Here is a 22,405-nt window from a genome sequence, read left to right as displayed (position 1 = left end):
GCTTACAGGCCCAGCTCGCGCGCCCGCGTGGCCAGGCGCTCGGCGGCCTCGGGATCGGCAGGCAGCCCCGGAGCCCCCTCGCGCAGCAACTGCGCCAGCTTGAGCGCCGCCAGCGGGTGACCGCCGTCGGCCGCCTGCTGCCACCAGCGCCGCGCCTCGGCCGCATCCGGGGCCTGTCGGGCACTGCCCTTGAGCGCCTGCACGCCGAGCTGGAAGGCCGCCTTGAGCTGCCCCTGGGCCGCCGCCTGACGCAACAGACGCAGCCCCTCCTCGCGCGCCGCCAGGCCCTCACCGCGAAACAGCAGCACATGCCCATAGAAATCCTGAGCCCCGGCATCGCCGAGCTTGGCCATGCGCGCGAACTGCCCCTCCATCCAGCCCCAGGCACGCGGCTGACGCAGCAACCACGGCCAGTGGAACAAGCGCCGCGCCAGCCAGTAGCCGGTCAGGGCACGCAGACGCCACAACAGATTGATCATTGCAGCGGCGCCCTAAACTCGAAGTCGAATACCCGGGCCACTTCCGCGGCATGCCAGGCAGCCGCCGCGGTACCGTCCGGCGCACCGTTGAAACGGCCGAGGCGTGTGGCATGCTCGAAGAACCCCGGACGCGGCAAGCGGCTGGCCCCCTGACTGATCACCAGCGCGCTGCGCAGCGGCTGACCGGCCTGCGCATCCAGCATGGCCAGATGCTCGAGGGCGGCGGTGAGCGTGGTCATCGCCGGCGTAGGCAGTTGCAGACGCTCGATCAGCGAGCGATAGGTCAGCAGGTGTCGCTGACGACGCGCATCGTCCAGCTCGTCAATCAGCGCCTGCCAGTGCTGGCGGCTGATCCGCAGGATCAACCCGGTTGCCCTTCGGCTGGCGCGGCAAACACCCTGACCAGCGCCCGGTGGATGGCCTGGTCGGGCTCGCGCTCGCCACTTTCGATCATCGCCAGGTAATGCGGGCTGATACCGATCGCACGCGCCAGCTGCTCCGGAGCCAGATTGCGCGCCTCGCGCAGGCGGCGCAGATTGGCCAGATCGAAGGCCGGCGGCTCCAGGGATACCGGCACGCTGGCACGGGCCGCCGGTTGGCGCCCAGCCGCGACCAGCAGCTCCTGATACTCGGCCCATGGCAGCACCGCGTACTCCGCCTGTCCGTCGCGCTCGATCACCTGTACGTTCATGCTTTTACCGCCTATATCGATAACTTGTTTCATTTTAACAGGCCATGGCCTCCCTTGCGGCAGCCACACGCCAGCGCTGTTCATCCTTGCCCGAGCAAGCCATCTCCCGGGAGCTGTCTTTGGCTCTCTACCCCCCTCGACCACCGCCGACGCCCCGCCAGAGCGCATGGCTACAGGGCTTGCCGGCGTTACCCACAAAAGCTGTGGATAACCTTGTGAACAATAACTGGATGACTCCCCCAAGAGCCCATGAAATGAGGCCTCCAGACAGATCGGGTATTTTTTGCTCAACAAAAAAAGCCTTTACAAATCAAACCCTTAAAAATATTCAAATCGAACGCACCAACCCCCTTGACAGCACCGCAGGTGGCGACTTCGGATGTGCATAACCACCGGGCACATCCACCACGCTCTTTTCCACAACCGGCGTCAAGGGTGTTACCGACAGAAACAGAAACGCCCCGACTAGCGGGGCGTTTGCAGGTGTTCCGATCAGCCTTATTCGGCCTTTGGCTGGATGCTCAGCAGCTCCAGTTCGAACACCAGTACCGAGTTGGCCGGAATCATCGGGCTCGGGCTCTGCGCGCCGTAGGCCAGCTCGCTAGGAATGTACAACTTGTACTTCTCGCCGACGTGCATCAGCTGCAGGCCTTCGACCCAACCGGGAATCACGCCACCAACCGGCAGATCGATGGGCGCGCCGCGCTGGATGGAGCTATCGAATACCGTGCCATCGACCAGCTTGCCCTCGTAGTGCACGCTGACCACGTCATCAGCCTTGGGCTGCGCACCATCGGCCTTCTTCAGCACTTCGTACTGCAGGCCGGAAGCGGTGGTGATCACGCCCTCGCGCTTGCCGTTCTCCTCGAGGAACTTCTTGCCGGCCTTGGCGTTTTCATCGCCAATCGCCGTCATGCGCTCTTCGGCACGCTTCTGCAGGAAGCCGAAGGCCTCCATCAGCTGCTCGTCGCTCAGGCGCTGCTCCTTCTTCGCCATGGCATCTTCGATACCGAGGGCCACCGCCTTGGAGTCGAGGTCATCCATGCCTTCCTGGGTCAGGCTGCGGCCCATGTTCAGACCGATACCGTAGGAGGCCTTCTGTGCCGGGGTCTTGAGCTCCTGCTCCTTCTCTGCGGCCTGCTTGTCGCAACCCGCGAGGACCAGACCGACCAGAGCCACCGCAGCGGCCAACCGATGATGTTTCATGCATATTCCTTAGTGATGGGTGCCACAGCGGCAAACTCGGAAAAGCGCGAGCTTAGCAGGCCGGCGCGACGGCTGCCATGGCTGGGAAAAGTTGGAATGCAGAAACGACGAAAAGTTCAAATCGCGACATTCCGCGTTGAACTTTGGAGGGGGATACGGGCTTGAATTGTCACTTTGGGGAGAAAAAATGGCGCAGCGGACGGGACTCGAACCCGCGACCCCCGGCGTGACAGGCCGGTATTCTAACCGACTGAACTACCGCTGCGCGTAACCTCGAGAGTGGTGGGTGATGACGGGATCGAACCGCCGACCCTCTGCTTGTAAGGCAGATGCTCTCCCAGCTGAGCTAATCACCCATTCAGTGCATTCGCTTGCTTGCGTTTGCTCTCGAAGTGGTGCGCATTCTAGGGATCAAACTCGCACCTGGCAAGTGTTTTCTGAAATAAATTTTCGAGGCAAACCAAACACTTGCCGCAATCCACGGTGGCCGGCAGACGCGCCAAGGGGAATAATGGTCTCCTTTGCTTGAGGAGTATCCCGCCGCCATGTGGTTCCGCAACCTGCTCGTCTATCGCCTCACTCAGGATCTGCAACTGGACGCCGAGAAGCTCGAAGCGGCCCTGGCCAGCAAGCCGGCCCGCCCCTGCGCCAGCCAGGAGCTATCCACCTACGGCTTCGTCGCTCCACTGGGCAAGGGTGCCGACGCCCCCCTCGCCCATGTCAGCCAGGACTTCTTCCTGATTGCCGCACGCAAGGAAGAGCGCATCCTGCCCGGCAGCGTGGTGCGCGATGCGCTGAAGGAGAAGGTCGACGAGATCGAAGAGCAGCAGATGCGCAAGGTCTACAAGAAGGAGCGCGACCAGCTCAAGGATGACATCGTACAGAGCTTCCTGCCGCGCGCCTTCCTGCGCCGCCAGACCACCTTTGCGGCCATCGCGCCGCAGCAGGGCCTGATCCTGGTCGACGCCTCCAGCCCGAAGAAGGCCGAGGACCTGCTCTCCACCCTGCGCGAAGCCCTTGGCTCGCTGCCGGTGCGCCCGCTGAGCGTGAAGATCGCGCCCACCGCCACCTTCACCGACTGGATGAAGAGCCAGCACGCCAGCAATGGCCTGCAGCTGCTCGACGAGTGCGAGCTGCGCGACACCCACGAGGACGGCGGCATCGTGCGCTGCAAGCGTCAGGATCTGGGCAGCGACGAGGTGCAGAACCACCTGGCCGCCGGCAAGCTGGTGACCAAGCTGAGCCTGGCCTGGTCGGACAAGCTGTCCCTGCTGATCGACGACAAGCTGGCCCTCAAGCGCCTGCGCTTCGAGGACCTGCTGCAGGACCAGGCCGAGCAGGACGGCGGCGACGACGCCCTGGCCCAGCAGGACGCCAGCTTCACCCTGATGATGCTGACCTTCGTCGAGTTCCTGCCGCAGCTGATCGAAGCCCTCGGCGGCGAGGAAATCCCCCAGGGGGTCTGAGCGGACCGGCAAACGCCGGACACGAAGAAGGCGACCCGCGGGTCGCCTTCTTCATTCAGCCATGCCTGCTGGCTGGCGCCGGCTTACTTCCTGCGAAACCCCGGACGCTGGCCGTCACCGGACGGCTGCGGACGGCGCTTGGCCGGCTGCGCGGCGGCAGGCTTGCGCGAAGGACGCTCGGTCAGGTTCGGCGATGAGCGCTCGTCGCGACCCTTGGCCGGACGCTGGCCGCGCTTGACGTCGGCAGGGCGCTCGGCGACCTGCGAACCCTGGCCACGACCTTCACCACGGCTCGAGCGGGCACGCTCGCCAACGACCGGCTTGGCCGACTTGCGCTGCTGGCGATCGAGCTTCTCGCGGGTCTTGCCCTTCATGCCCGGCAGGGCCATCGGCCGCAGACCGACTTCGCCGGCGAGGATATCCACCTCGATCTGGTCCATTTCGCGCCAGCGGCCGACCGACATGTCGGAGGTGAGGAACACCGGACCGAAGCGCACGCGCTTCAGGCGGCTGACCACCAGCCCCTGAGATTCCCACAGGCGACGCACTTCGCGGTTGCGACCTTCCATCACCACGCAGTGGAACCAGCGGTTGTAGCCGTCGCCCTGCGGGGCTTCCTTGACGTCGGTGAAGCGCGCCGGGCCATCCTCGAGCACCACACCGTTCTTCAGGTTCTCGAGCATCTCGTCGGTGACTTCGCCGCGCACGCGCACGGCGTACTCGCGGTCCATCTCGTAGGACGGGTGCATCAGGCGGTTGGCCAGCTCGCCGTCGGTGGTGAACAGCAGCAGGCCGGTGGTGTTGATGTCGAGACGACCGATATTGATCCAGCGACCGCTCTTCGGACGCGGCAGACGGTCGAACACGGTGGGACGACCTTCCGGATCGGAGCGGGTGCACACTTCGCCTTCGGGCTTGTTGTAGATCAGCACGCGGCGCACCACTTCATCTTCCTCGCGGCGCAGCAGGCGGCCGTCGAGGGCGATGGCATCGCTATAGCCGATGCGCTGGCCAAGGGTCGCCTGGGCACCGTTGACCTTGATGCGCCCCTGGGTGATCCACTCCTCGACGTCGCGGCGCGAGCCGACGCCCATGCGCGCCAGCACTTTCTGCAGCTTTTCGCCAGCGGGGCGGTATTCTTCGCCGACTTCGGCGGAGTTGTGTTCTTCGTTCATTCTGGGCACCTCCCGGTGTAACCGGATTCTGTGAACTGACTCTAGGAAAGAGCGGGCAGGTATTGTACTCATATGGACGCCTGGGCGCACCCGCGAGGCGACCGGCCGGGCCGCCCCAACACAGGCCTTCAGTCGGCCTGCAGTTCGTCCTCGGCCTGGCGGGCGACGACCACATCGCCGCCCTCGTCCTCGAGCGGCGCCAGCGGCAGATCGTCGAAGTCGCTCTTCAAGCCCTGCTCCATGGCATCCAGCTCGGCCAGCAGGCTGCGGAAGTTGGTTTCGCTGCGTGGCTCTTCGGCCTGCACCAGCGACTCCTCGCCATCGGCCAGGACCAGGTCGGCACGCGCCTGCAGACCGGCCGGGACGTCGGGATCGAGATCCTCGGCCGGCAGGCGCGGCTCCAGCTCGCGCAGCGCCGCCAGCGGCGGCAGCTCGTCGAGGTTCTTCAGGTTGAAGTGGTCAAGAAAGCCGCGGGTGGTGGCGAACATCGCCGGCCGACCGGGCACCTCGCGATAGCCGACCACGCGGATCCACTCGCGCTCGAGCAGGGTCTTGACGATATTGCTGTTCACCGCCACGCCGCGCACCTCCTCGATCTCGCCGCGGGTGATCGGCTGGCGGTAGGCGATCAGCGCCAGGGTCTCCAGCAGCGCCCGCGAATAGCGCTGCGGACGCTCTTCCCACAGGCGGCCGACCCAGGGCGCAAAGCGCGCGCGCACCTGCAGACGGTAGCCCGAAGCCACCTCGCTCAGCTCGAAGCCGCGCCCCAGGCAGGAGCCGCCCAGCAGGCCCAGCGCCTCGCGGAGCAGTTTCGGCGAGGGCCGCTCTGCTTCGTCGAACAGTTCGGCCAGGCGCTCCAGGGGCAGCGGCTTGCCGGCCGCCAGCAGGATGGCCTCGAGCACGGTCGCCAACTGGCGCGGATCGGCAAGGTTCATTCGGCAATACTCTCGACAACGCTTTGTTCGGACAGCCCCACTGCGAGCACCTCGCCACGCAGGCGCACATGGATCGGCGTGAACGGCTCGTTCTGCACCAGCTCGACCAGCGACTCCTTGACCAGCTCGAGGATAGCCATGAAGGTCACCACCACCCCGAGCTTGCCTTCCTCAGCGGTGAACAGCTCGACGAAGGCGACGAAGGCGCCACCCTGCAGGCGCGCGAGCACATCGCTCATCCGCTCGCGGGTGGACAGCAGCTCGCGAGTGACCTGGTGGCTCTCGAACAGTTCGGCGCGCTGCAGCACCTCGGCCATGGCCAGCAGCAGCTCGTCCAGGCCGACTTCCGGCAGCAGCATGCGCCCCCGCGCCTGGGGCGCCGCCAGCAGCGGCACCTGCAGGTCGCGACCGACCCGCGGCAGATCGTCCAGCTCCTCGGCGGCCTGCTTGAAGCGCTCGTACTCCTGCAGGCGACGGATCAGCTCGGCCCGCGGATCTTCCTCGTCCTCCACCGCCTCGCTGGAGCGCGGCAGCAGCATGCGCGACTTGATCTCGGCGAGCATCGCCGCCATCACCAGGTATTCGGCGGCCAGCTCCAGGTGCACCGTCTTCATCAGCTCGACATAGCCCATGTACTGGCGCGTGATGTCGGCCACCGGGATGTCGAGGATGTCGATGTTCTGCTTGCGGATCAGGTACAGCAACAGGTCGAGCGGCCCCTCGAAGGCCTCGAGGAAAACCTCCAGCGCATCCGGCGGGATGTACAGATCCTGCGGCAGCTCGGTGAAGGCCTGGCCATAGACCAGCGCCAACTGCTCGGGGCGGGGCTGAGCCGCGCAGGCCTCGCCAGCGATCGCGCCGTCACTCACCGGGCACGCTCGCACGCATCAGGCCGGCACCTGGAACGGCTCCGGGTCGCCGCAGCCGACGCGCAGCACCTCGGGCTCGCCGCCCACCAGGCTGATCACCGTGGACGCCTCCAGGCTGCCGTAACCGCCATCGACGATCAGGTCGACCAGCTTGTCCAGGCGATCGCGGATCTCCTCGGGATCGCTCAGCGGCTGCTCGTCGCCGGGCATGATCAGGCTCACGCTCATCAGCGGCTCGCCCAGCTCGGTCAGCAGGGCGTGGGCGATGGGGTTGGCGGGCACGCGCAGGCCGATGGTGCGCCGCTTGGGGTGCAGCAGCATGCGCGGCACCTCGCGGGTGGCGTCGAGGATGAAGGTGTAGGGCCCCGGGGTGTGCGCCTTGAGCAGGCGAAACGCGCTGGTGTCGACCTTGGCGTACTCGCCGAGCTGCGACAGGTCGCGGCACAGCAGGGTGAAGTTGTGCTTGTCGTCCAGCCGGCGCAGGTGGCGGATACGGTCGATCGCACTCTTGTTGCCGATCTGGCAGCCGAGGGCATAGGAGGAGTCGGTCGGATAGACCGCCACGCCGCCCTCGCGAATGATGTCCACGGCCTGTTTGACCAGGCGTGCCTGCGGGTTTTCCGCGTGGATCTGGAAGAATTGGCTCATTGCTATTCCTTATGCAATCGGGTGTTCCTGTCGCGTCAGGCGCGGCCAGAGCAGCGCCACATCGGCCGGCGGCGCACGGTAGCTGCCCAGTTCGGACCACTGGCGCGGCCCGTGAAAGTCGCTGCCGGCGCTGGCCAGCAGACCGAATTCGCGGGCGAGGTTGGCCAGCATGCCGACCTGACTGTCCACCTGCGGGCCGTTGGACACCTCCAGCGCATGCCCGCCGCCCTCGACGAAGGCCGCCACCAACTTGCGTCTTTTCGTTCGAGTAAAGTCGTAGTGGCACGGATGCGCCAGACTGATCGAAGCACCGGAGTCGCGCAGGGTGTCCAGGGTGCTCTCCAGAGTCGGCCAGTGCTGCTTGACGTCGCCCAGCTTGCCGGCGCCCAGCCAGCGCTGGAAGGCCTGGGCGTGATCCTTGACGAAGCCGGCGCGCACCATGAACTCGGCGAAGTGTGGCCGCGACGGCGCATTGCCGCTCTCGCCGCGCTCCTGCTGCACCATACGGGCACCCTCCAGGCAGCCAGGCATGCCCTTGGCCGCCAGGCGCCGGTCGATCTCCTCGGAGCGCGCCCAGCGCCCCTCGTGCAGCGCCGCGATGGCGCGCTGCAGGGCCGGTGCGTCGGGCGCGAAGCCGTAGCCGAGGACATGGATGGTCGCCCCCGCCCAGGTGCAGGACAGCTCTATGCCATCGACCAACTCGATGCCCAGCGCGGCGGCACAGGCGCGCGCCTCCGGCAGGCCGTCGAGGGTGTCGTGATCGGTCAACGCCAGCACGCCCACACCGCGCTCATGCGCCCGCGTCACCACACCGGCAGGCGTGAGCATGCCGTCGGAGGCGGTACTGTGGCAGTGCAGGTCAACGTACATGGGCGATGCTTTTCCGTCTTGGGTGGTCTGTTATTATGCCCCCTCATCCTGCCCGTGGCGTGTGCCGTGAAACAATTCATCGACTTCATCCCGCTGATCCTGTTCTTCATCACCTACAAGATGGAGCCCCGCGTGATCGAGCTGGCTGGCCACAGCCTGAGCGTCGGCGGCGTATTCAGCGCCACCGCCGTACTGATCGGCGCCTCCCTGCTGGTCTACGGCCTGATCCTCGCCACCCAGCGCAAGCTGGAGAAGGGCCAGTGGCTCACCCTGCTCGCCTGCCTGGTGTTCGGCGGCATGACCCTGGCCTTCCACAGCGAAACCTTCCTCAAGTGGAAGGCACCGGTGGTCAACTGGCTGTTCGCCCTCGCCTTCGCCGCCAGCCAGTTCATCGGCGACAAGCCGCTGATCCAGCGCATCATGGGCCATGCCGTGCAGCTGCCGCAGTCGCTGTGGAGTCGCCTGAATCTGGCCTGGGTAGCCTTCTTCATCGTCTGCGGCCTGGCCAACCTGTATGTGGCGTTCACCTTCCACGAGTTCTGGGTCGACTTCAAAGTGTTCGGCAGCCTCGGCCTGACCCTGCTGTTCCTGCTCGGCCAGGGCGTGTTCCTCGCCCGCCACATGCACGACAGCGCCCTCGAACAATCCGCCTCCAAGGACTGACATGCTCTACGCCATCATCGCCAGCGACGCTGCCAACTCCCTCGACGCCCGCCTGGCCAACCGCCCGGCCCACCTCGAGCGCCTCAACGCCCTCAAGGACGCCGGCCGCCTGGTCCTCGCCGGCCCGCACCCGGCCATCGACAGCAACGATCCGGGCCCGGCCGGTTTCACCGGCAGCCTGATCGTCGCCGAATTCGACTCGCTGCAAGCCGCCCGCGCCTGGGCCGACGCCGACCCCTTCTGCGCCGCCGGGGTCTATGCCGAGGTGGTGGTCAAGCCGTTCCGCCAGACCCTGCCCTGAATGGCACGCCCCGCTCATCATCCTGCACAGCCCCGAGAAAGCGATGAGTGAATTGCTGCTGATCGACGATGACCGCGAACTCACCGACCTGCTGGCTGCCTGGCTCGGCCAGGAGGGCTTCCGGGTGCGCGCCTGCCACGACGGCAGCCATGCGCGCGACGCCCTTGCCGAACGGACGCCGGATGCCGTGGTGCTCGACGTCATGCTGCCCGACGGCAGCGGCCTGGAACTGCTCAAGCAGCTGCGCGGCGAATATCCGGAGCTGCCGGTGCTGATGCTGTCGGCCCGCGGCGAGCCGCTGGACCGCATCCTCGGCCTGGAGCTGGGTGCCGACGACTACCTGGCCAAGCCTTGCGACCCGCGCGAACTGACCGCGCGCCTGCGCGCCGTGCTGCGCCGCACGCAGAGCGGCGGCAGCTCCGACACGACCGGCAATATCCGTCTGGAGCTGGGCGACCTGAGCTACAGCCCGAACCGCGGGGTGGCGATGCTCGGCGAGCAGGAAATCACCCTGACCGTCTCGGAAAGCCACATCCTCGAAGCCCTGCTCAAGCAACCGGGCGAGCCGCTGGACAAGCAGACCCTCGCCCTGCTCGCCCTCGGCCGCAAGCTGACCCTCTACGACCGCAGCCTGGACATGCACGTCAGCAACCTGCGCAAGAAGCTCGGGCCGCACACCGACGGCCGCCCGCGCATCCTCGCCAGCCGCGGGCGCGGCTACTACTACGCGCCCTGATAAGCGTCTTTACCCTCCCTTTACCCTTGACTGACTGCGGTTGACCTTGCGCGCCCTAGACTGAACTCATCCGGCGACCTAGCCGCCATCGAGAAGGAAACAGACCATGCGCAAGACCCTCTCCGCCCTGCTCCTCGCCGCCGCCCTGCCGGCCCTGGCAATCGCCGCTCCCGACCCGGACGACATGGGCTCGCGCCACATGCGTGGTGACGGCCACCATGGCGGCCACATGTACCACGGCGATCACACGATGATGAAGGGCATGGACCTCACCGCCGAGCAGCGCCAGCAGATCCGCAGCCAGATGCGCGAGCAGGTAAAGACCAGACACGAGATCACCCAGCGCTACCTGGACAAGCTGCCGGCTGCCGACCAAGCCGCCATGCAGAAGGAGCTGCAGGACAACCGCGACAAGGCCACCAAGATCATCCGCGACGCGCTGACGCCCGAGCAGCAGAAGCGCTTCGACGAGATGCAGAAAGAGCGTGAGGCGCGCCGCGCCGAACGCGCCGAGTTCGAAGCCTGGAAGGCCGAGCGCGACAAGAAGGCCGCCCAGTAACATCCCCGACGGGGGCATTCGCCAGGATGTCCCCGTTTTTTTCATTCCAACCTCGAAAACGGATCCGCGCATGCGCACCCTGTTCTGGCGCATCTTCGCCACCTTCTGGCTGGCCATTGCCCTGGTGGCCGGCCTGTCACTGCTGCTCGGCCGCGCCCTGAACCAGGACGCCTGGATCCTCGCCCAGCATCCCGGCATTCGTGGTGTAGCCGCCGAATGGAGCCAGCGCTTCGAACAGCAGGGGCCGGAGGCCGCCCAGGAGTTCCTCGAACGCCACCGGCATCGCCATCGCGTGGATATCCAGGTGCTCGACGAAACCGGCCAACTGGTCGTGCCCGGCACCTTCCCGCGCCGCGCCGCCGCCTTCGAGGCACGTCGCGAAGGTCATCGCCTGCCCTGGCGCCGCCTGACCGAGGACTACACCAGTCCGCAGAGCGAACAGACCTATCTGTTCATCTACCGCATCCCGCATCCCGAGTTGGCCACCTGGCACCGCGACAGCCTGCTCTGGCCACTCAGCGCGCTGGTCATCGCCGTGGTGGTGCTGACCTTTCTCAGCGTGCTGCTGACCCTGTCGATCACCCGCCCGCTCAACCGCCTGCGCGGGGCGGTGCACGATCTCGGCCAGACCACCTACCAGCAGCACAGCCTGGCCCGCCTGGCATCCCGGCGCGACGAGCTGGGCACCCTAGCCCGCGACTTCAACCGCATGGGCGCACGCCTGCAGGACCTGATCGGCAGCCAGCGCCAGTTGCTGCGCGACGTCTCCCACGAACTGCGCTCGCCCCTGGCCCGCCTGCGCATCGCCCTGGCCCTGGCCGAGCGGGCCAGCGACGAGGAGCGCGCGCGCCTGTGGCCACGCCTGGTGCAGGAGTGCGATCGCCTGGAAGCGCTGATCAGCGAGATTCTGGTCCTGGCCCGAGTGGATGCCGAGAGTAGCCAGCGCCAGCCGGTCAACCTGGCGGCGCTGCTGGAAAAGCTGCGTGAGGATGCACGGCTGCTGGCGCCGCAGCAGGAACTGCGCATCGCAGTACCCGCCGACCTGCAGTTGCAGGGCTGGCCGGACCTGCTCGAGCGCGCGCTGGACAACCTGCTGCGCAACGCCCTGCGCTTCAACCCGGCCGGGCAGCCGCTGGAAGTCGGCGCCCGCCGCGACGGCGACCTGCTGCTGATCGAGGTTCGCGACCACGGCCCCGGCGTCGCCAGCGAGCACCTGGCCCAGCTTGGCGAGCCGTTCTTCCGCGCGCCCGGCCAGGCCAGCGCAGGCCACGGCCTCGGCCTGGCCATCGCCCGCCGCGCCGCCCAGCGCCATGGCGGCCAGCTGGTGCTGGCCAATCATCCGGAGGGCGGCTTTGTCGCCCGCCTGGAGTTACCCCTGAACGTCAGCGCCGAATTCTGACGACCAGGTCGTGACGAAGTCCGCCGGCTCCAGCGGCTGCGGCTTGCGCAGCTCGGCCGGCGGCGTGCCCAGATAAACGAAGCCGATGATCCGCTCGTTGTCCGCCAGGTGCAGCCCGGCATGCACCGTGGCGTCATAGGACAGCTCGCCGGTGCGCCAGATGGCGCCGATGCCCTGGGCATGCGCCGCCAGCAGCAAACCGTGGACCGCACTGCCGGCGGCCAGCAGTTGCTCCGACTCTGGCACCTTGGGGTGCGCCTTGATGCAGGCGATGGCCACCACCAGCAGCGGCGCACGCAGCGGCATGGCCCGCGCCTTGTCGATGACTGCAGCCGGCGCATCCGGATCGCGCGTCAGCTGGGCACGGGCGAACAACTCGCCGAGCTGCTCGCGGGCTGCCCCTTCCACGGTGAGAAAGCGCCAGGGTCGCAGCTGACCATGATCCGGCGCGCGCAGCGCGGCACGAAACAGCAGCTCGCGCTGCGCCGGCGTCGGCGCCGGCTCGTCCAGGCGTGCCACCGAGACACGATTGAGCAGGGCTTCGAGAGCCTCCATGGGGTTTCTCCAGTAGGAACACAAAGCCGCGATTCTACCCTCAGGCCACGCGATCCGGGGCCATATCCGGCTCCAGCGGCGGGGTCAGCGGTGGCAGGCCGTGGGCGGCGCGGGCGGCGTCGCAGCGCGGGTTGTGCTCGCCATACTCCCAGGAGGCCTCGAACTCGCGACAGGGCGAGGAACGCTGCTCGTACATGGTGCAACGCACACCACAGCCGACCTCGCCCAGCAGGCTGACGCAACGCGCCGGCTTGCTGGTGGTGCCGCGCATGGCCGCGTGATGGGGAGTGATCTGCTCGACCAGTTCGTCCGGAACGACGCCGCCGGCGGACTGGCATTCGCCCCAATAGAAGGACACACGAAAGTGCGCGCAGCAGGCGCCGCACGTGAGGCAGGGATTATTGTCGGACATCGGTGCAATACCGCGGAAACCGGCGACTGCCGGCGGGAGCCGCGGATTCTAGCGAGTGGCCAATCGCGCTGGAAAGTCCGTCCGGCAGAAATTTTTCCGGCCGTTTACAGCGCCTGCACAGACGCGCAGAATGCCGCCCTTTAACGCCTGCGAAGCCCCCCCTGCCCATGGCCCTGCCGACCCTGCGCCTGATCGCCTTCCTCCTGGGTATTTTCCTGATCACCCTGGCATTCAGCATGATCATCCCGATCATCACCTTGCTGAGCATGGGCACGCCGGAAGGCTTGTCGGACTTTCTCTGGCCGACCCTGATCACCGTCGGCTGCGGCCTGGCCATGGTGCTGCCCGGCTATCCGCAAAATGTTCAGCTGCGCCCGCGCGACATGTACATGCTGACCACCTCGAGCTGGGTGGTGGTATGCATGTTCGCCGCCCTGCCGATGGTGTTCATCCACCACATCAGCTATACCGACGCCTTCTTCGAAACCATGTCAGGCATCACCACCACCGGCTCAACCGTGCTCAGCGGCCTCGACAATGCCTCGCCGGCCCTGCTGATCTGGCGTTCCATGCTGCACTGGCTGGGCGGCATCGGCTTCATCGGCATGGCGGTGGCGGTGCTGCCGCTGCTGCGCGTCGGCGGCATGCGCCTGTTCCAGACCGAATCCTCCGACTGGTCAGAAAAGGTCATGCCGCGCTCGCACATGGTGGCCAAGTACATCCTCTGTATCTATGTCGGACTGACCCTGCTCGGCTTCCTCGCCTTCTGGATCGCCGGCATGACGCCGTTCGAGGCGATCAACCACTCCATGGCCTCGATCTCCACCGGCGGCTTCTCCACCTCCGACTCCTCGCTGGCGCACTGGCCGCAGCCATCGGTGCACTGGGTCGCGGTGGTGCTCATGCTCCTCGGCAGCCTGCCCTTCACCCTGTACGTCGCCTTCCTGCGCGGCCATCGCAAGGCACTGCTGCGCGACCAGCAGGTACGCGGCTTCCTCGGCTTCCTGCTGATCACCTGCCTGGCGTTCGCCACCTGGCTGTGGCTCCACTCCGAGCACGCCTGGCTGGATGCCTTGCGCATCGTCACGGTCAACGTGGTCTCGGTAGTCACCACTACCGGCTTTGCCCTCGGCGACTACAGTCAGTGGGGCGGCTTCGCGGTGCTGATGTTCTTCTACCTGACCTTCGTCGGCGGCTGTTCCGGCTCCACCGCAGGCGGCCTGAAGATCTTCCGCTTCCAGGTGGCCTACGTGATGCTCAAGGCCAACATGCAGCAGATGATCCACCCGCGCGCAGTGATCAAGCAGCAGTACAACAACCATACGATCGACGAGGACATCGTCCGCTCGCTGGTCACCCTGTCCTTCTTCTTTACCATCACCATCGGCGTGATCGCCCTCGGCCTGGCGCTGATCGGCCTGGACTGGATCACCGCGCTGACCGGCGCCGCCACCGCGGTGTGCAACGTCGGCCCGGGCCTCGGTCCGATCATCGGCCCGGCCGGCAACTTCGCCAGCCTGCCGGACAGCGCCAAGTGGCTGCTGTCGGTCGGCATGCTGCTCGGCCGCCTGGAGATCATCACCATTTTTGTGCTGCTGACCCCGGCGTTCTGGCGCCACTGACGGGCAGTCTGCGACAGCAAGGATGCCCACCCAAGGTGCACTTTGCGTCTCGCCGGCGCCTCGGCTAAGATCGCCCGTCCGCCACGCATTGCCCGTGGCCTGTCCAGCCCGCAGCACCCACCAGAGGTGCGGGCACCAGTCAGGGAAGTCCCCGACCAGATGAAATTCTTGACCCGCGAGCGTTCGGCCATGCGACTGCCGGACCCTCGTTTGCGCGAATACCAGTCCCGCACCCTGGCCTATCTGGCCGCTGCCGCCAGCATCGCCGCCGGCACCTACAGCCAGCACTTCGGCTACGACATTCTCTGGCTGGTGCCCTACACCCTGCTCTACCCGCACCTGGCCCACCAACTGAGCCAGCGCTTCAAGCTCAGCCATCCGCAGCAGACCGATCGGACCCTGCTGCTGATCGACGCCGTGCATGCCGGCACCGGCATGACCCTGCTCGGCTTCTCGCTGGTGCCGAGCCTGATGTTCGTCCTGACCCTGAGCTTCAGCGCCCTGATCCTTGGCGGCCTGCGCTCGCTCACCCTCGCCCTGCTCGGCGCCCTGATCGGCGCAGTGCTCAGCTTCGTGGCGGTCGCCCCCGAACTCAAGCTGGCCACCCCGGCGCTGGTCTCCGCGGTGAGCATCCTGTTCACCCTGCTCTACGTGTGCATCGCCGCCTTCCTCGTCCACCAGCAGGCCATCCGCCTGGACGTGGCCCGCGAGGAGGTCAAGAAGGAGCAGGAAAAGGCCGCACGCCTGGCCAGCAGCCTGGCCAAGTACCTGTCGCCGCAAGTCTGGGAATCGATCTTCAGCGGCAAGAAGAGCGTGCGGCTGGAAACCCAGCGCAAGAAGCTCACCGTGTTCTTCTCCGACATCAAGGGCTTCACCGAGCTGTCCGAGGAACTGGAAGCCGAGGCGCTGACCGACGTCCTCAACACCTACCTCAACGAGATGTCGAAGATCGCCCTGAAGTACGGCGGCACCATCGACAAGTTCATCGGCGACGCGGTGATGGTCTTCTTCGGCGACCCCACCACCCAGGGCGCCAAGAAGGACGCCGTGGCCGCCGTATCCATGGCCATCGCCATGCGCAAGCACATGAAGGTGCTGCGCCAGCAGTGGCGCAGCCAGGGCATCACCAAGCCGCTGGAAATCCGCATGGGCATCAACACCGGCTACTGCACCGTAGGCAACTTCGGCGCCGACACGCGCATGGACTACACCATCATCGGTCGCGAGGTGAACCTCGCCAGCCGCCTGGAAAGCGCCTCCGACTCCGGCGAGATCCTCATCTCCCACGAGACCTACTCGATGATCAAGGACGTGATCATGTGCCGCGACAAGGGCCAGATCAGCGTCAAGGGCTTCTCCCGGCCGGTGCAGATCTACCAGGTGGTCGACTTCCGCCGCGACCTCGGCGCCGCCGCCAGCTTCCTCGAGCACGAGCTGCCGGGCTTCTCCATGTACATGGACACCAACAGCATCCAGAACTACGACAAGGAGCGGGTCATCCTCGCCCTTCAGCAGGCCGCCGAGAAGCTGCGCGACAAGGTCATCTACTGATCCACGTCGCGCTGCGCCATACTGCCCGCATGTCCGCGCCCAACCCCACCCTGCCCGCCTGCTGCAGCGCCCTCCAGACCGACTGGCCGCTGCCGCAGGCGCTGCCCGGCCTGATCCTGCACAGCTGCCGCTTCGACTCTGCGCAGCTCGCTCCCGACGACTTCGCCCGCAGCCGGCTGACGCCGCCCCCCGGCATCGCCACGGCCGCCCGCAAGCGGCAGAGCGAATTCCTCGCCGGGCGCCTGTGCGCCGCCAGCGCCCTGTGCCAGCTCAGCGGCACCGCCAGCTTCCCGCTCCGAGGCGAGGACAACGCGCCCCGCTGGCCGGCCGGCATCACCGGCAGCATCACCCACAGCCACGGCTGGGCCGCCGCCCTGGTCGGCCACCGCGACGCCTGGCGCGGGCTGGGCCTGGATGCCGAACCCCTGCTGACGGCTGAACGCGCCGAACGCCTGGCCGAGCAGATCCTCACCCCCGCCGAACTGCAGCACTTCCAGCAACTGCCTGCCGAGCAACGCGCGCTTCACCTGACCCTGTGCTTCTCGCTCAAGGAGAGCCTGTTCAAGGCGCTCTATCCGCTGGTGCAGCGACGCTTCTACTTCCATGCCGCCGCGCTGGTCGAACAGGCCGACAACGGCCGGGTACGCCTGCAACTGCGCGAGGATCTGAGCGCCGAATGGCGCCTCGGCAGCTGCCTGGAGGGCCAGTTCGTCCGCCACGAGGAGCGCCTGCTGAGCCTGGTGGCGATCCCCGCCGACTGACCCGCCTCGCACAATCGGCGCGTTTTTCCAAGCCTGCCAACACACTAGATATTGTGTTAACTTGCGCGCCCTTCGCCACCCGGGCAGCTCCTTTTCAAGCTGCCGCAAGGCGACGAACGGCACCGATGCAGCAGGGCTGCGGGTTGCGCCAGGGCCGCCAGAAAAGCACACAGCCCGCCCACAAGTTATCCACAACACTATCCACAGCCGCCGTTTGCACGACCGCCAACCACGCACTATGCTGTAGCGCCAAAGCGCTACAGCCACAACATGTTGTGTACGACAAGTTTTTTCTGCGCACAAAACGCCAGCTCTTTGACAGTCATCACGTGGCGATTGAGACCCTGTTGCGGCCCCCACCAGACCGGGCTTGCTAGTCTCTCCCAACGCATAGAACTGGCGGAAAACGCCGACGAAGACTAAACACTATATCTTGTGCCCCGCCCTCAGGATGGCTCGCTCATCCGTCCTGGCAGGGACTGAGTAAAAATCGACGCTTGACAGGTACCGTCGCCTCCGCCCGCCCCCACGTGGTGTTGTGGCGTCCGGCGGCAAGCGTCCAAACCGAAATCAGAACTGCGGAGACTCCGATGCACACCGACACCACCCGCGAGAACCCGACGGCCAGCCAGGATCTGGCAGCCACCGCCCCGGGCCAGTTGCGCGTAATCAAGCGTAACGGCACTGTCGTGCCCTACACCGACGACAAGATCACCGTGGCCATCACCAAGGCGTTCCTCGCCGTGGAAGGCGGCAATGCCGCCGCGTCGTCGCGCATCCACGACACCGTCGCGCGCCTGACCGAGCAGGTCACCGCCACCTTCAAGCGTCGCATGCCGTCCGGCGGCACCATCCACATCGAGGAAATCCAGGACCAGGTCGAACTGGCCCTGATGCGCGCCGGCGAGCAGAAGGTCGCCCGCGATTACGTGATCTACCGTGAAGCCCGTTCCCAGGAACGCAAGCGCAGCGCCGGCAGCGAAGTGGCCCAGCCGCACCCGAGCATCCGCATCACCCTGGCCAATGGCGAGAAGAGCCCGCTCGACCTCGGCCGCCTGCAGACCATCATCGCCGAGGCCTGCGAAGGCCTGGCCGAAGTCGATGGCGCCCTGATCCAGCGCGAGACCCTGAAGAACCTCTACGACGGCGTCTCCGAGCAGGACGTCAACACCGCTCTGGTGATGACCGCGCGCACCCTGGTCGAGCGCGAGCCGAACTACTCCTACGTCACCGCCCGCCTGCTGATGGACACCCTGCGCGCCGAAGCGCTGGGCTTCCTCGGCGTCGCCGAGCGCGCCACCCACCACGAGATGGCCGAGCTGTACGCCCAGGCCCTGCCGGTGTACATCGAGAAAGGCATCGAGTTCGAACTGCTCGATCCCAAGCTGCGTGACTACGACCTGGCCAAGCTGGGCGCCGCCATCAACCACGAGCGCGATGGCCAGTTCACCTACCTCGGTCTGCAGACCCTGTATGACCGCTACTTCATCCACAAGAACGATATCCGCTTCGAACTGCCGCAGGTGTTCTTCATGCGCGTGGCCATGGGCCTGGCCATCGAAGAAAAGGATCGCGAAGCCCGCGCCATCGAGTTCTACAACCTGCTGTCGTCGTTCGACTACATGGCGTCGACCCCGACCCTGTTCAACGCCGGCACCCTGCGCCCGCAGCTGTCCAGCTGCTACCTGACCACCGTGCCGGACGATCTGGGCGGCATCTACGACGCCATCCGCGACAACGCCCTGCTGTCCAAGTTCGCCGGCGGCCTGGGCAACGACTGGACCCCGGTGCGCGCGCTGGGCTCCTACATCAAGGGCACCAACGGCAAGAGCCAGGGCGTCGTGCCGTTCCTGAAAGTGGTCAACGACACCGCCGTGGCGGTCAACCAGGGCGGCAAGCGCAAGGGCGCGGTCTGCGCCTACCTGGAGACCTGGCACCTGGACATCGAGGAATTCCTCGAGCTGCGCAAGAACACCGGTGACGACCGTCGCCGCACCCACGACATGAACACCGCGAACTGGATTCCCGACCTGTTCATGAAGCGCGTGTTCGACGACGGCTCCTGGACCCTGTTCTCGCCGTCCGACGTGCCCGACCTGCACGACCTGACCGGCAAGGCCTTCGAAGAGCGCTACGAGTACTACGAAGCCATGGCCGGCTACGGCAAGCTCAAGCTGCACAAGACCATCGCCGCCAAGGACCTGTGGCGCAAGATGCTGTCCATGCTGTTCGAGACCGGCCACCCGTGGCTGACCTTCAAGGACCCGTGCAACCTGCGCAGCCCGCAGCAGCACGTCGGCGTGGTACACAGCTCCAACCTGTGCACCGAGATCACCCTGAACACCAACAAGGACGAGATCGCCGTCTGCAACCTGGGTTCGATCAACCTGGTCAACCACATCGTCGACGGCAAGCTGGACAACGCCAAGCTGGCGCGCACCGTGAAGACCGCCGTGCGCATGCTCGATAACGTCATCGACATCAACTACTACTCGGTGCCGCAGGCGCAGAACGCCAACTTCAAGCACCGCCCGGTCGGCCTCGGCATCATGGGCTTCCAGGACGCGCTGTACCTGCAGCACATCGCCTACGGCTCCGACGCCGCGGTGACCTTCGCCGACCAGTCGATGGAAGCGATCAGCTACTACGCGATCCAGGCCTCCTGCGACCTGGCCGACGAGCGTGGCGCCTACTCCAGCTTCGACGGCTCGCTGTGGTCCAAGGGCATCCTGCCGCTGGACTCCCAGCAGATCCTCATCGAGGCCCGCGGCCAGAAGTACATCGACGTCGACCTGACCGAGTCGCTGGACTGGGCGCCGCTGCGTGCCCGCGTACAGAAGGGCATCCGCAACTCGAACATCATGGCCATCGCGCCGACCGCGACCATCTCCAACATCGTTGGCGTGTCGCAGTCCATCGAGCCGACCTACCAGAACCTGTACGTGAAGTCGAACCTGTCCGGCGAGTTCACCGTGATCAACCCTTACCTGGTACGCGACCTCAAGGACCGCGGCCTGTGGGACCCGGTCATGGTCAACGACCTCAAGTACTACGACGGCTCCGTGCAGCAGATCGAGCGCATCCCGCAGGACCTCAAGGACCTGTACGCCACCGCCTTCGAAGTGGAAACCCGCTGGATCGTCGACGCCGCCAGCCGCCGCCAGAAGTGGATCGACCAGGCCCAGTCGCTCAACCTGTACATCGCCGGCGCCTCGGGCAAGAAGCTCGACGTGACCTACCGCATGGCCTGGTACCGCGGTCTGAAGACCACCTACTACCTCCGTGCCCTGGCCGCCACCAGCACCGAGAAGTCGACCATCAACACCGGCAAGCTCAACGCCGTGTCCTCGGTGATCGACGAAAGCCTCTCGGCCGAGCCGAAGCCGGCGCCGGTGCCGCAGGCGTGCAGCATCGACAACCCCGACTGCGAAGCCTGCCAGTAAGGCGGACGTCTCCCCGGAGCGGCATCGCGCCGGGGAGGCTCGCGGCGAAGTAGCGATTGCCCACCCTCTCCCGCTCGGGAGAGGGCCAGGGAGAGGGATCAACCAGGCCAGGCCCTCCCCAGACCAACGGCCCCGTTTTCGTCTTGCGCACCACGTGCAACGTCATAGAATCAATTTACTGTCTATCCATACAGGCCGATGAATGTCGGTCCGCTCAACCAGGCAGGAGAGCATCATGCTGAGCTGGGATGAATTCGATACCGAAGAAGAAACCGTAGCCAAGCCGGCCGCGGCCAAGGCTGCCACCAGCGCAGCCGCCGACAAGCTCGACAACGCCGCCGAGGCCGCCGTGCACGACGCCCGCGCCGTGTCCGCCGACGACTCCGCCGCCGTGGCCCGCGCCAAGGCCGCCCTCGACCAGCTCGACATCGCCGAAGGCCTGGCCGAGCTGGAAGGCGAAGGCGCCCGCGTCACCGTCGACGCCAAGCGCATGATCAACTGCCGCGCCGACCTCAACCAGCTGGTACCGTTCAAGTACGACTGGGCCTGGCAGAAGTATCTCGACGGCTGCGCCAACCACTGGATGCCGCAAGAGGTCAACATGAACGCGGACATCGCCCTGTGGAAGAGCCAGGACGGCCTGACCGAGGACGAGCGCCGCATCGTCATGCGCAACCTCGGCTTCTTCTCCACCGCCGACTCGCTGGTCGCCAACAACCTGGCACTGGCCGTGTACCGCCTGATCACCAACCCCGAGTGCCGCCAGTACATCCTGCGCCAGGCCTTCGAGGAAGCGATCCACACCCACGCCTACCAGTACTGCATCGAGTCGCTGGGCATGGATGAAGGCGAGATCTTCAACATGTACCACGAGGTGCCGTCGGTGGCGAAGAAGGCCGCCTGGGGCCTCAAGTACACCCGCGCCATCTCCGATCCCGAGTTCGACACCGGCACCGTCGAGACCGACAAGGAGCTGCTGCGCAACCTGATCGCCTACTACTGCGTACTGGAAGGCATCTTCTTCTACTGCGGCTTCACCCAGATCCTCTCCATGGGCCGCCGCAACAAGATGACCGGCGTCGCCGAGCAGTTCCAGTACATCCTGCGCGACGAATCCATGCACCTGAACTTCGGCATCGACGTGATCAACCAGATCAAGATCGAAAACCCGCACCTGTGGGATGCCGAGCTGAAGGACGAAGCCACCCAGATGATCCTCCAGGGCACCCAGCTGGAGATCGAATACGCCCGCGACACCATGCCCCGCGGCGTGCTGGGCATGAACGCGGCGATGATGGAGGACTACCTCAAGTTCATCGCCAACCGCCGCCTGACCCAGATCGGCCTCAAGGAAGAATACCCGGGCACCACCAACCCGTTCCCGTGGATGAGCGAGATTATGGACCTGAAGAAGGAGAAGAACTTCTTCGAGACTCGGGTGACCGAGTATCAGACGGGTGGGGCGTTGGCTTGGGATTGATTCCGGGCGGCGACAGCCGAAAGATAGAGCGCTTTACCTGAAATGGATGTTTGGGGCAGCGAGTAAGGACCAGAGCCCCGCCTTGTGCGGGGCTTTTTTATGAGAGCACGAAATGGACTATACGCTTAATATCTTCATAGGAATTGCCAGCGGAATCGCCACAAGCGCGATCATACAAATAGTACTTACCCTAACAAAAACCACACTAACCCCGTGGCTAAGAAAAATGATCTTGCCCAGCAGTCGTGGACACGGGTTTAAGCACTCATCCGGGCCTCGAAGGCCTCCGGGCTGATGTGCCCCAACGTGCTGTGACGCCGCTGGCGGTTGTAGTCGGTTTCGATGTATTCAAACACGGTTTCACGCATCTGGGCGCGGCTCATGAAACGCTCGCCGTGGATGCATTCGACCTTCAGGCTGTGGAAGAAGCTCTCCGCACAGGCATTGTCGTAGCAGTTGCCCTTCGCGCTCATGCTGCATCGCAAGTGATGGGCTCGGATCAGTTCCTGGTAAGCCGCCGAGCAGTACTGGCTGCCACGGTCGCTGTGCACGATCACCCCCTTGGGCTGCTTGCGCCGCCATAG

General features: G+C 65.8%; 23 protein-coding genes and 2 tRNA genes. 11 read left to right on the top strand and 14 right to left on the bottom strand.

The genetic code is table 11. The features are described 5' to 3' along the window. Positions 1–2: 2 nt before the first annotated feature. The 6 genes from BMZ19_RS19320 to BMZ19_RS19295 form a co-directional block, all read right to left on the bottom strand. Positions 3–479 (bottom strand): SEL1-like repeat protein, encoded by a 477-nt coding sequence (locus BMZ19_RS19320; protein ID WP_090313215.1) that lies wholly within the window; start codon positions 477–479, stop codon positions 3–5. Next, positions 476–844: a hypothetical protein gene (locus BMZ19_RS19315; protein ID WP_090313214.1), complete on the bottom strand. Its 369-nt coding sequence runs from the start codon at positions 842–844 to the stop codon at positions 476–478. The genes BMZ19_RS19320 and BMZ19_RS19315 overlap by 4 nt, the downstream gene beginning before the upstream one ends. Further along, positions 841–1,170: a helix-turn-helix transcriptional regulator gene (locus BMZ19_RS19310; protein WP_090313213.1), complete on the bottom strand. Its 330-nt coding sequence runs from the start codon at positions 1,168–1,170 to the stop codon at positions 841–843. The genes BMZ19_RS19315 and BMZ19_RS19310 overlap by 4 nt, the downstream gene beginning before the upstream one ends. Positions 1,171–1,668: 498 nt before the next feature. Then, positions 1,669–2,376, bottom strand: a complete 708-nt coding sequence (gene bamJ, locus BMZ19_RS19305) for a BamJ family beta-barrel-assembly machinery protein (protein WP_090313212.1) — start codon at positions 2,374–2,376, stop codon at positions 1,669–1,671. Between the two features lie 188 nt (positions 2,377–2,564). After that, a tRNA-Asp gene (locus tag BMZ19_RS19300) sits at positions 2,565–2,641 on the bottom strand. Between the two features lie 15 nt (positions 2,642–2,656). Further along, positions 2,657–2,732, bottom strand: a tRNA-Val gene (locus BMZ19_RS19295). A gap of 189 nt (positions 2,733–2,921) precedes the next feature. Between BMZ19_RS19295 and rdgC the strand changes: the two genes are divergently transcribed. Beyond that, the gene (gene rdgC, locus BMZ19_RS19290; protein ID WP_090313211.1) at positions 2,922–3,842 is read left to right on the top strand and encodes a recombination-associated protein RdgC; all 921 of its coding nucleotides are present in this window, start codon (positions 2,922–2,924) and stop codon (positions 3,840–3,842) included. An 83-nt stretch (positions 3,843–3,925) separates the two neighbouring features. Here the strand turns inward: rdgC and rluB are convergent, their stop codons facing one another. The 5 genes from rluB to BMZ19_RS19265 all read right to left on the bottom strand — a co-directional run bounded on the left by rluB (position 3,926) and on the right by BMZ19_RS19265 (position 8,339). Further along, entirely contained in the window at positions 3,926–5,017 is a 1,092-nt protein-coding gene (gene rluB, locus BMZ19_RS19285; RefSeq protein ID WP_090313210.1) for a 23S rRNA pseudouridine(2605) synthase RluB, read from the bottom strand. Between the two features lie 128 nt (positions 5,018–5,145). Continuing rightward, positions 5,146–5,952 carry an SMC-Scp complex subunit ScpB gene (scpB, locus tag BMZ19_RS19280; protein WP_090313209.1) on the bottom strand — a complete coding sequence of 269 codons (807 nt, stop codon included), beginning with the start codon at positions 5,950–5,952 and terminating at the stop codon, positions 5,146–5,148. Next, the gene (locus tag BMZ19_RS19275) at positions 5,949–6,698 is read right to left on the bottom strand and encodes a segregation and condensation protein A (RefSeq protein ID WP_170847814.1); all 750 of its coding nucleotides are present in this window, start codon (positions 6,696–6,698) and stop codon (positions 5,949–5,951) included. Before BMZ19_RS19275 ends, scpB begins: the two co-directional genes overlap by 4 nt. Before the next feature lie 141 nt (positions 6,699–6,839). Next, entirely contained in the window at positions 6,840–7,469 is a 630-nt protein-coding gene (locus BMZ19_RS19270) for an L-threonylcarbamoyladenylate synthase (RefSeq protein ID WP_090313207.1), read from the bottom strand. Between the two features lie 9 nt (positions 7,470–7,478). After that, positions 7,479–8,339: a PHP domain-containing protein gene (locus BMZ19_RS19265; protein ID WP_090313206.1), complete on the bottom strand. Its 861-nt coding sequence runs from the start codon at positions 8,337–8,339 to the stop codon at positions 7,479–7,481. Positions 8,340–8,405: 66 nt separating this feature from the next. Between BMZ19_RS19265 and BMZ19_RS19260 the strand changes: the two genes are divergently transcribed. From BMZ19_RS19260 to BMZ19_RS19240, 5 genes are all read left to right on the top strand, one after another. Then, positions 8,406–9,002: a septation protein A gene (locus BMZ19_RS19260; protein WP_090313205.1), complete on the top strand. Its 597-nt coding sequence runs from the start codon at positions 8,406–8,408 to the stop codon at positions 9,000–9,002. A 1-nt stretch (position 9,003) separates the two neighbouring features. Next, positions 9,004–9,303: a YciI family protein gene (locus BMZ19_RS19255; RefSeq protein ID WP_090313204.1), complete on the top strand. Its 300-nt coding sequence runs from the start codon at positions 9,004–9,006 to the stop codon at positions 9,301–9,303. A gap of 43 nt (positions 9,304–9,346) precedes the next feature. After that, complete coding sequence (locus tag BMZ19_RS19250; protein WP_090313203.1) at positions 9,347–10,039, top strand: response regulator transcription factor; 693 nt, start codon at positions 9,347–9,349, stop codon at positions 10,037–10,039. Positions 10,040–10,145: 106 nt separating this feature from the next. Further along, on the top strand, positions 10,146–10,598 hold the full coding sequence (locus tag BMZ19_RS19245) for a Spy/CpxP family protein refolding chaperone (protein WP_090313202.1): 453 nt from the start codon (positions 10,146–10,148) through the stop codon (positions 10,596–10,598). Between the two features lie 70 nt (positions 10,599–10,668). Then, the gene (locus BMZ19_RS19240; protein WP_090313201.1) at positions 10,669–11,997 is read left to right on the top strand and encodes a sensor histidine kinase; all 1,329 of its coding nucleotides are present in this window, start codon (positions 10,669–10,671) and stop codon (positions 11,995–11,997) included. On the opposite strand, the gene BMZ19_RS19235 is transcribed toward BMZ19_RS19240, so the two are convergent. Together BMZ19_RS19235 and BMZ19_RS19230 are read right to left on the bottom strand one after the other, a co-directional pair. Next, positions 11,968–12,552, bottom strand: a complete 585-nt coding sequence (locus BMZ19_RS19235) for a nitroreductase family protein (protein WP_090313200.1) — start codon at positions 12,550–12,552, stop codon at positions 11,968–11,970. The two genes, BMZ19_RS19240 and BMZ19_RS19235, sit on opposite strands and share 30 nt — an antisense overlap. 40 nt (positions 12,553–12,592) lie before the next feature. Beyond that, on the bottom strand, positions 12,593–12,964 hold the full coding sequence (locus BMZ19_RS19230) for a YkgJ family cysteine cluster protein (RefSeq protein WP_090313199.1): 372 nt from the start codon (positions 12,962–12,964) through the stop codon (positions 12,593–12,595). Between the two features lie 167 nt (positions 12,965–13,131). Here BMZ19_RS19230 and BMZ19_RS19225 point away from each other — a divergent pair, with 167 nt between their 5' ends. From BMZ19_RS19225 to BMZ19_RS19205, 5 genes are all read left to right on the top strand, one after another. After that, positions 13,132–14,586, top strand: coding sequence for a TrkH family potassium uptake protein (locus BMZ19_RS19225; RefSeq protein ID WP_090313198.1), 1,455 nt, complete (start codon positions 13,132–13,134; stop codon positions 14,584–14,586). 159 nt (positions 14,587–14,745) lie between these two features. Beyond that, positions 14,746–16,137, top strand: coding sequence for an adenylate/guanylate cyclase domain-containing protein (locus tag BMZ19_RS19220; protein ID WP_090313197.1), 1,392 nt, complete (start codon positions 14,746–14,748; stop codon positions 16,135–16,137). Between the two features lie 29 nt (positions 16,138–16,166). Continuing rightward, on the top strand, positions 16,167–16,898 hold the full coding sequence (locus BMZ19_RS19215; protein WP_090313196.1) for a 4'-phosphopantetheinyl transferase family protein: 732 nt from the start codon (positions 16,167–16,169) through the stop codon (positions 16,896–16,898). A 590-nt stretch (positions 16,899–17,488) separates the two neighbouring features. Beyond that, the gene (locus BMZ19_RS19210) at positions 17,489–20,341 is read left to right on the top strand and encodes a ribonucleoside-diphosphate reductase subunit alpha (protein ID WP_090313195.1); all 2,853 of its coding nucleotides are present in this window, start codon (positions 17,489–17,491) and stop codon (positions 20,339–20,341) included. A 235-nt stretch (positions 20,342–20,576) separates the two neighbouring features. After that, complete coding sequence (locus tag BMZ19_RS19205; protein WP_090313194.1) at positions 20,577–21,821, top strand: ribonucleotide-diphosphate reductase subunit beta; 1,245 nt, start codon at positions 20,577–20,579, stop codon at positions 21,819–21,821. A 257-nt stretch (positions 21,822–22,078) separates the two neighbouring features. Here BMZ19_RS19205 and BMZ19_RS19200 read toward each other — a convergent pair. Beyond that, the coding region (locus tag BMZ19_RS19200; protein WP_139214714.1) for an IS3 family transposase at positions 22,079–22,405 on the bottom strand (327 nt) is incomplete at its 5' end.

This window comes from Pseudomonas linyingensis (assembly GCF_900109175.1).
In the GTDB taxonomy this organism is placed as follows: Bacteria; Pseudomonadota; Gammaproteobacteria; order Pseudomonadales; family Pseudomonadaceae; genus Geopseudomonas; species Geopseudomonas linyingensis.
Note: the sequence above shows the minus strand (reverse complement) of the source record. Positions and strands in the feature narration are given on the sequence as shown.

Excerpts from the sequence above, each read along its gene's own strand:
- BMZ19_RS19320 (WP_090313215.1), bottom strand. The coding sequence starts at position 479 with ATGATCAATCTGTTGTGGCGTCTGCGTGCCCTGACCGGCTACTGGCTG.
- BMZ19_RS19310 (WP_090313213.1), bottom strand. The coding sequence starts at position 1,170 with ATGAACGTACAGGTGATCGAGCGCGACGGACAGGCGGAGTACGCGGTG.
- bamJ (WP_090313212.1), bottom strand. The coding sequence starts at position 2,376 with ATGAAACATCATCGGTTGGCCGCTGCGGTGGCTCTGGTCGGTCTGGTC.
- rdgC (WP_090313211.1), top strand. The coding sequence starts at position 2,922 with ATGTGGTTCCGCAACCTGCTCGTCTATCGCCTCACTCAGGATCTGCAA.
- rluB (WP_090313210.1), bottom strand. The coding sequence starts at position 5,017 with ATGAACGAAGAACACAACTCCGCCGAAGTCGGCGAAGAATACCGCCCC.
- scpB (WP_090313209.1), bottom strand. The coding sequence starts at position 5,952 with ATGAACCTTGCCGATCCGCGCCAGTTGGCGACCGTGCTCGAGGCCATC.
- BMZ19_RS19270 (WP_090313207.1), bottom strand. The coding sequence starts at position 7,469 with ATGAGCCAATTCTTCCAGATCCACGCGGAAAACCCGCAGGCACGCCTG.
- BMZ19_RS19265 (WP_090313206.1), bottom strand. The coding sequence starts at position 8,339 with ATGTACGTTGACCTGCACTGCCACAGTACCGCCTCCGACGGCATGCTC.
- BMZ19_RS19255 (WP_090313204.1), top strand. The coding sequence starts at position 9,004 with ATGCTCTACGCCATCATCGCCAGCGACGCTGCCAACTCCCTCGACGCC.
- BMZ19_RS19250 (WP_090313203.1), top strand. The coding sequence starts at position 9,347 with ATGAGTGAATTGCTGCTGATCGACGATGACCGCGAACTCACCGACCTG.
- BMZ19_RS19245 (WP_090313202.1), top strand. The coding sequence starts at position 10,146 with ATGCGCAAGACCCTCTCCGCCCTGCTCCTCGCCGCCGCCCTGCCGGCC.
- BMZ19_RS19240 (WP_090313201.1), top strand. The coding sequence starts at position 10,669 with ATGCGCACCCTGTTCTGGCGCATCTTCGCCACCTTCTGGCTGGCCATT.
- BMZ19_RS19235 (WP_090313200.1), bottom strand. The coding sequence starts at position 12,552 with ATGGAGGCTCTCGAAGCCCTGCTCAATCGTGTCTCGGTGGCACGCCTG.
- BMZ19_RS19230 (WP_090313199.1), bottom strand. The coding sequence starts at position 12,964 with ATGTCCGACAATAATCCCTGCCTCACGTGCGGCGCCTGCTGCGCGCAC.
- BMZ19_RS19225 (WP_090313198.1), top strand. The coding sequence starts at position 13,132 with ATGGCCCTGCCGACCCTGCGCCTGATCGCCTTCCTCCTGGGTATTTTC.
- BMZ19_RS19220 (WP_090313197.1), top strand. The coding sequence starts at position 14,746 with ATGAAATTCTTGACCCGCGAGCGTTCGGCCATGCGACTGCCGGACCCT.
- BMZ19_RS19215 (WP_090313196.1), top strand. The coding sequence starts at position 16,167 with ATGTCCGCGCCCAACCCCACCCTGCCCGCCTGCTGCAGCGCCCTCCAG.
- BMZ19_RS19210 (WP_090313195.1), top strand. The coding sequence starts at position 17,489 with ATGCACACCGACACCACCCGCGAGAACCCGACGGCCAGCCAGGATCTG.
- BMZ19_RS19205 (WP_090313194.1), top strand. The coding sequence starts at position 20,577 with ATGCTGAGCTGGGATGAATTCGATACCGAAGAAGAAACCGTAGCCAAG.